Source organism: Streptomyces sp. NPDC058964 (assembly GCF_042741275.1).
Lineage (GTDB): Bacteria > Actinomycetota > Actinomycetes > Streptomycetales > Streptomycetaceae > Streptomyces.
In genome coordinates this window covers 2,137-3,904 of sequence record NZ_JBHYKH010000684.1, presented here as the reverse complement: position 1 = coordinate 3,904, position 1,768 = coordinate 2,137, and the positions used below count along the sequence as shown (strand labels likewise).

The 1,768-nt window shown below is 73.2% G+C and carries 2 protein-coding genes; both read left to right on the top strand.

The window, feature by feature from the left end:
• A partial coding sequence (locus ACFW2E_RS42960; protein WP_384476455.1) for an ROK family protein occupies positions 1-846 on the top strand: 846 nt, incomplete at its 5' end.
• Between the two features lie 127 nt (positions 847-973).
• Positions 974-1,768 (top strand): sugar-binding domain-containing protein (locus ACFW2E_RS42955; RefSeq protein ID WP_384476452.1); only part of this gene is annotated, 795 nt, incomplete at its 3' end.

Genomic DNA, 1,768 nt, shown 5'->3' with positions numbered 1-1,768 from the left:
GTGGTCGCCCGGTCCGACGTGCGCAACCCCGCCCGCGGCTCGGAGGCCCTGGCCGACCTGGTCGTCGGCACCGCCCGCCAGGCGGTGGCCAACTCGGGGGTGGACCCGGCCGAGGTGGTGCACGGCGTGGTGGGCACGCCCGGTGTGTACGACGAGAAGCAGCGGCGGGTGCGGTACGCGATGCATCTGCCGGGGTGGGGCCGCGCCGGGCTGCTCGACCGGCTGCGCGAGGAACTGGGCGTACCGCTCGAGGTGCACAATGACGCCAACCTGGCCGCGCTGGGCGAGTACACGTACGGGGTCGGCGCGGGCAGCCGGCTGTTCGCCTACATCCTGATCGGCACCGGGCTCGGCATGGGGGTCGTCAGCGAGGGGCGGCTGTTCACGGGGGCGCACGGGCTCGCCGGAGAGATCGGGTTCCTGCCCTGGCCGGGGCGGCAGAAGCCGGAGCGGCTGGAGGACGCCGTGTCGGGGGTGGCCGTCGTCGAGGCGGCGCGCCGGTTCGGGATGAGCGGGCAGCTCACCGCCAAGGCCGTGTTCGACGCGGCCCGGCAGGGAAACGACGCCGCGGTCCGGGCGGTTCACCTGGAGGGCGAGCGGATCGCGCACACCGTGGCGGCCGCGGCGGCGGTGCTCGACCCGGATCTGGTGGTCCTGGGCGGCGGGGTCGGCCACAGCGTGGACCTGCTGCTGCGGCCGGTCCGCGAGCATCTGCGCACGCTCACCCCGCTCCGCCCGAAGATCGCGCCGAGCCGACTGGGTGAGGACGCGGTCCTCCTCGGCGCGGTGGCCACGGCCCTGGGCACGGCGCGCGAGATGGTGTTCGAGCGCAGGTCGGCCGGCTGAGGCCCGGTCACCACGGAGACCACGGTGCAATTCCCGCGGGGGCCACGGTGATTGACACGGCCTTCACGGCGCCCTAGCTTGAGGCAGGTTAGTAAAGTTTCCTAACTTTACGAGCCTGGAGACCCCCGTGTTCCCTCGCCCCGCCCCCCGTGCCCGTCTCGCCACGGCCGCCGTCGTCCTGGGCCTGATCGGTTCGCTGTCCGCCAGTGCCTGGGCCGGGACCCGGGATCCGGCCCGGACGCCCGGCCACGTCCCGGTCACCCGCGTGCCGTCCGCCGCCGGCACCGGCACACCGCTCTCCGGCTACGCGATCCAGTCGACGGCGGAGGTGGGCGACTCGGCGTCGGCCGTCTCCTCCCCCGGCTATCCGGCGACCGGCTGGTATCCGGCGGGTCCCCGCTCCACCGTCCTGGCGGCGCTGCTCGCCGACGGTGTCTACGCCGACCCGTTCTACTCCACCAACCAGCAGAAGATCCCCAAGGCCGACTTCCAGGTCCCGTGGTGGTACCGGTCCGACTTCAGGGTCGACGACACCTCCGAGCGCACCTATCTCGACTTCAGCGGGGTGATCTCGGCGGCCGACGTCTACGTCAACGGCCGCCAGGTCGCGAAGGCCTCGGACGTCACCGGCTCCTACACCCACCACGAACTCGACGTCACCTCACTGGTCCGGCCGGGCACGAACACGGTCGCCCTCCGGATCCGGCCGAACGTGCCCAACAAGAACCTGACCATGGGCTGGATCGACTGGCTCCAGCCGCCGCCCGACGAGAACATGGGCATCGTCCGTGACGTCCTGGTCCGCCGGGGCGGCCCGGTCGCGCTGCGGGACGCGCACGTGGTGACCCGGCTGGACGTGCCCTCGCTCGCGTCGGCGGACCTGACCGTGAAGGCCCGGGTCCGCACAGACTCCGACGCGCCC